This is a genomic window from Finegoldia sp. (assembly GCF_046991905.1).
Taxonomy (GTDB): Bacteria; Bacillota; Clostridia; order Tissierellales; family Peptoniphilaceae; genus Finegoldia.
Window position 1 is genome coordinate 1 of sequence record NZ_JBKWZF010000084.1, and the last position, 5,287, is coordinate 5,287.

The 5,287-nt window shown below is 26.3% G+C and carries 6 protein-coding genes and 3 pseudogenes; all 9 read right to left on the reverse strand.

Translation table 11 applies throughout. The features are described 5' to 3' along the window. Positions 1 to 470: 470 nt before the first annotated feature. Positions 471 to 680, reverse strand: a complete 210-nt coding sequence (locus tag ACLUJM_RS12620; protein WP_412412958.1) for a bacitracin ABC transporter ATP-binding protein — start codon at positions 678 to 680, stop codon at positions 471 to 473. A 112-nt stretch (positions 681 to 792) separates the two neighbouring features. Next, positions 793 to 933: an ABC transporter gene (locus tag ACLUJM_RS12625; protein ID WP_412412959.1), complete on the reverse strand. Its 141-nt coding sequence runs from the start codon at positions 931 to 933 to the stop codon at positions 793 to 795. 199 nt (positions 934 to 1,132) lie between these two features. Next, positions 1,133 to 1,252: pseudogene (locus tag ACLUJM_RS12630) on the reverse strand (single-stranded DNA-binding protein); the annotation flags it as partial. Positions 1,253 to 1,506: 254 nt separating this feature from the next. Further along, complete coding sequence (locus ACLUJM_RS12635; protein WP_412412960.1) at positions 1,507 to 2,697, reverse strand: hypothetical protein; 1,191 nt, start codon at positions 2,695 to 2,697, stop codon at positions 1,507 to 1,509. Between the two features lie 72 nt (positions 2,698 to 2,769). After that, a pseudogene (locus ACLUJM_RS12640) lies at positions 2,770 to 3,430 on the reverse strand (type IV secretory system conjugative DNA transfer family protein); the annotation flags it as partial. A gap of 141 nt (positions 3,431 to 3,571) precedes the next feature. After that, positions 3,572 to 3,928, reverse strand: coding sequence for a DUF4299 family protein (locus ACLUJM_RS12645; RefSeq protein WP_412412961.1), 357 nt, complete (start codon positions 3,926 to 3,928; stop codon positions 3,572 to 3,574). A gap of 123 nt (positions 3,929 to 4,051) precedes the next feature. Continuing rightward, positions 4,052 to 4,213 (reverse strand): hypothetical protein, encoded by a 162-nt coding sequence (locus ACLUJM_RS12650; protein WP_412412962.1) that lies wholly within the window; start codon positions 4,211 to 4,213, stop codon positions 4,052 to 4,054. A 234-nt stretch (positions 4,214 to 4,447) separates the two neighbouring features. After that, positions 4,448 to 4,924 (reverse strand): phosphohydrolase, encoded by a 477-nt coding sequence (locus tag ACLUJM_RS12655; RefSeq protein ID WP_412412963.1) that lies wholly within the window; start codon positions 4,922 to 4,924, stop codon positions 4,448 to 4,450. 118 nt (positions 4,925 to 5,042) lie between these two features. After that, positions 5,043 to 5,287 (reverse strand): annotated as a pseudogene (locus ACLUJM_RS12660) (acyl-ACP thioesterase); the annotation flags it as partial.

Genomic DNA, 5,287 nt, shown 5'->3' on the forward strand with positions numbered 1-5,287 from the left:
CCTTACTGGTTTGTCCAGTAAAGAGGGTACATATCAATCGTCTATACCTTTTATTAATTTATTTTTTAAAATTTTTTGCAAGTTTATTTATTTTATTTGAACTATAGGCACCTCTATAAAAATACTGTATATTTTTCAAATTCACTTTGTAATTTTATATCTCATCCACCATTATTTATGATTTTTTTTACTAAAGATAAGCCTATTATCGCACTTTCTTTTATACAATTATTATAAAAAATATTTTCTATTTCAGTTTTAAATGATTTATTTAAATCTTCTACAATTTTATCTAAAGACTCCCCAGTTTTTATGTAATTTATATCTTTGAATATATGCCAAATGATGAATACTTTTTAGTTACTTGATTCTATTGTTAAATTTTTTATTTATTATTCTTATATATTAATCCTTTTTTTGGGCTATCAGCAACTCCGTCACTTATTTCATCTGTGTGGGCTTGGCTTATATTACAGATAAGGAAGTTGATAAGTCATGCCAAGTCTTTGTTTCATCCCCAAAGAGTATGAGGCAAATTTTTCTTTACCTCTATCTTTTAGACCTACTAATTCAAGTGATTTATCAATATCTTTATCACTTGTTCCATCAATTAGTTTTGTCATTAATTTAAAATATACATACCCAGATAGATTTCCATAAAACTTAAGAGCTCCTACCATAGCTCCTATATTTTTAATTGCTTGATCCCCATTTTTTATTACAGGTTTATCATTTATTAAAATCTCTCCAGAATCTACACTTATAAGTTATATAAGTTATGTTATCATTCTATTAGCAGTTGTTTTCCCCTCTCTTTTTTTCAAAAAAACTATAAACATTTCCTCTAAATACAGTCATATTTAAATTATTTATAATTTTTCTTTTAACATAAGATTTGTTTAGATATTTTATTTCAAGTACTTTCTTAGACATAACTTTCTCCTTTGATTATTTAATTATTAAGAGGTAAATCTAAAAAAATAAAAAAAATCATAAATTTTTACTCATTTAAAAAAATAATCAATAATATAGTATTTTATAAGTCATTAAACGCTAAAATAAACCTGCAACAATTGCAGTTGCAACTTCCTTTAAATCCAACTCCATCTGTAAAAATTCTATATTATTTCTCCTAGTTTTCTTGTCTTTTTTCTATTTTGTTTAGTGATTTAACTATAAAGTTCTTGTAGACCTTATCTCCTTTTTTGTTCTCTTTGATATATCCAAAGACATGGATTAGAGCTCCTTTTTTTTAATTCTGAAAATCCAGCTTCTTTAACTAAATTTGCATTAAATTTATCATTTCTCTATCCATTAATTTCTTATCCTTGATCTATAAATTTCAATTAAAAAAGCCACTAATTTTTTAAATAAATCGCTAAATTACTAATATATTATATTTTTTAAGCAAGGCTTATTATCCTTACCATTTTAACCTTCTAATTTTGGGTATAGAAAAAGACGATTAGAGTTATAATTTCCTATCATCTTTATATATTTGTTATATTAATTATTTAGTAAATCATTTGTGATACAAATTCCTATTATATCTTCACATTGATATAATCTTGATTTTAGTTTAGTTTGTTCATTATCATTAAATCTTCCCTTTTTTATATAATAAGAAAATACTGGATCTATTCTTGAAGTTTCAAATCTACAATTTTCAACTTCACTTTTTATTTTTATTTTATTATAAATTTCATGATAATCTTTTTGAATATCTATAACTAGATCGTTATAATCTGATATCACTTTAGAATATTGATTTTTTTTAAGTATTTTCCCCGTAAAGTTATTCCCGTCATACTCAAAGAATTCAAAGTTATCACAATAATTTTTTTTATTAATATTGTACCAACCATAACCACAATCTGTATTAGCTGTTACAATTACAGGGGACCCTAATATTCTTATCATTCCATCTTCTGTGATCTCTTTTTTATCACAAATAGCAAGAATATCCTTCCAACCGAAATTTTTTGTTCCCATTCTAGCTGTGCTAGGTTTAATATTGTTTTCTAAGTTTTGAAAATTTATATCTCCCTCAATTTTTTTATTGTTTAAAACATACTTTTCGATTTCTTCAAGCAATTCTTCTGAAGCACCTAAATTTGAGGGGTTCCAAGTATACTCATCAAAGTTTTTACAATTTTCTCTGTCTACATTTTTTATATTTCCACATAAAAATATCTCAACATTTCTATATCTCCCTGTCCAAACATATATCGAAGGATATTTTTTTGACAAAGAACAAATCCTACCTCCATATACAGGAAACCTTATTTTAAAATAATTACCTGCTTTAACATCAAAACAATTATCTATATTATTATTGTTACTATTTAAATAATTTCTAATATCACTAATTATGGATTGAGAACTATATTCTATTCCTTTTTCTACTGATTTAGAATCATGACTACCAAAACTCGCATTTATTTCTGAATATCCATTTCTTATATTAGCACCTATAGAAGCATTCCTTTCATTTGTCCCTTTATCTTTATATGTAACTATTCTGGTTTCATATATACTACAATTATCAATAAATTTTTTTATCTTTTCTGTAGAATTATACTCAATTAAACTAGCATTAAAAGTACAATTATTTATCGCATCCTTAGATTTTTTCAGACTGCCTATATAAATCTTATAATTATTCGAATGAATTTTCTTTTTTTGTTTTAGTTTCATTTTACAGCGTTCGAACATGCTTACCCTCACTTTTTTGATATTATATTAATTATATCATATGAGCTAACTTACTTATATATTATCGTACAACAATATAGTGTTAAATTTTATTTTATACTTATTTTTTAATATAAATAAGTTTTTATTAATATAATCCTCAAGTAGCTTATATTTTCTATACTTTTTAATATCAAACTTATCTGATAAAGTCCTCACTACTCTTAGTATATAAATACACTTACCACAATTCATTAAAGTCATTTCATCTTGCTCATAAGTTCCTTACCAGTTTTTTGGTAATTTAGCCCAAAAGATTTTTGATTCGATCTTGTTTCTGATGTGTTATATAGGTCTATGATTTCTTTTCCTAATGTTTCAGATAATTCTTTTACTGTTGTTTTTTCTTTTCCTACTAGGAAGAGTGTTGAGTCACAGTTACCAACTATTGTATCTGCATGGTCTTTATAGATTGCCTTTAATTGGGATTGTGCTTGCAGTATTATGCTTGCTGATATTTCTCTTGAACGAATTGTTGCAATCAATTTTTCAAATTTTGGAATTAAGCCTATATTTGCAAACTCATCAAGTAGACATCTTACATGAACTGGAAGTCTTCCACCATACACATCATCTGCCTTATCACATAGTAGGTTAAATAATTTAGAATACATTATTGAAACTACAAGTTAAATGTATAATCTGTATCTGATATTATTACAAACAAGCAGTTTTTCCAGTAACAAAATGTCAATAGTTTTTTATTCACTTTTATCAAAATTCAAAAAAAATAGAACCTATAGTTTATTTCCATACGTTCTATATCACATTTAATATTAAATTTTTAAATTCTACAAACTTGAATTGGTTAAAATATTTAGCCCCTTAAACTTTCCAATTCACTCAATGAAAGTCCTTTCACCAAAACGATGTTTTTCTTTGAATCTAGAGCATATTTTTCAACATTATTTAACGCTGTAAAATAATCTAAATCTCCGATAATAGTATTTTTTGTTGTACTAACAAGTACTAATTTCCATTCAGATACAACTTTACCGTCTACTCTATATTCATTCTGCGGTGTTTTAGGTAAAACCGTTTCTGTTCCCTCTGTTAATGCGATTGCACCAAAAGGTGTACCGTCTGGTTTTTCGTAGAATTTAGGAATAGCAGTATATGCGTTGCTCCAATCTACTGTTTCTTTTTTCCCTTTAAACTTATTAAATAGACCCATGATAATGTCTCCTTTACAACTTCCGATTTGTTACTCACAATATATCATATTTTTTCTTCAATTACATCTCTAATACACTGCCATTCGACTTGCTTCTGTAACCATCATCCAGTTGATCTTATCCTACATTGTTTCCTTTGCCTCTTCATCAAAATGATAACGGACAACATAGACCATCTGCCCGATTTTCTTTGTAAATGTGTTCCCCTCTGTTTTTGTATTCATCATCTTTTCCATAATCATTTTTTCCTTTCCTTTTAGATCCCAAGCAGAGAGCCATTTCATCGGTCTCTATCATGGCAATATTTACAACTCCATTTAGTATGTGATAAACTATGAGTGTCATTTAATACCTCATTGATTTTTTTATTTTGCAGTTGGAAGACCGCAAATTTATTATATCACTGAGGTATTTTTGTTTGGTTATCATTGCTAAAGCTATACTGACTCCCCAGTCTAACTGAGGGGCTTATACAAACAAAAAACGACTCTTTCAAATCGTATTTGCTTTGAGTCGTTTCATTTTTTTATATTTTTATTTGCATAATATTCTATTGGATTTTTTAATTTATTTTCAAAATATTTTTGGTAGCTTTCTAGTATTTTTAATCTTTCTTTTTCGTATGGAATTTTTTTGTATTTTTCTTTTAAATATTTTTGATATTTTTCTATTCCTATATATTTATCTGTGATTGAATTGTCTAGCACTTGGATTAGTTTGTCGTAATCTGTGTAAGTGTGGGATAGGAGAAAATTTTTTATTATTTTTTTATCTTTCTCTTCTAGATTATCTTCTCCTACAAAGGAATTTATATCTTTTATTATAAAGGAATGGCTAAGATTGGTTTTTGCTGGAAAAAAATATGATTCTTTTCTTAAAATATAAAATCCTCTTATATTTTTTTCTAAATTGTTTTTATTTTCTTTTTTCCCAATTTCAAAAAGTGAGCCACAAGCAAAGGCTATGTCTTTGTCTAGTCCTAATTCTTTTGCCATCATTTTTGCTGTTTTGCCTATAATTTTTGATCTTCTTACCCAAGCTCCTATATTTTGGTTATCTTCTATTAAATAATAATTTATTTTGTCTTTGTTTGGAATATTTCCGTAATTTTCTTTATACATTTCTTTTTACTATCTTTCCGTAGGTATAAATTTTTTTGTCATCGTCTACAAATCTGTATGAAATTTCATTTTTGTTTTTGGATTTTTCTCCAAGTATATATTTTTTATCTCTTATTTCATTTTTATAAACTATATTTATAAATTCTATATCTTGGTCTTTGACTTTTGTAATTTCTCTTAATAAATCCATGTAGGATGCGTTATTCACGTGATAATTTGTGTCTATATCTGTATATC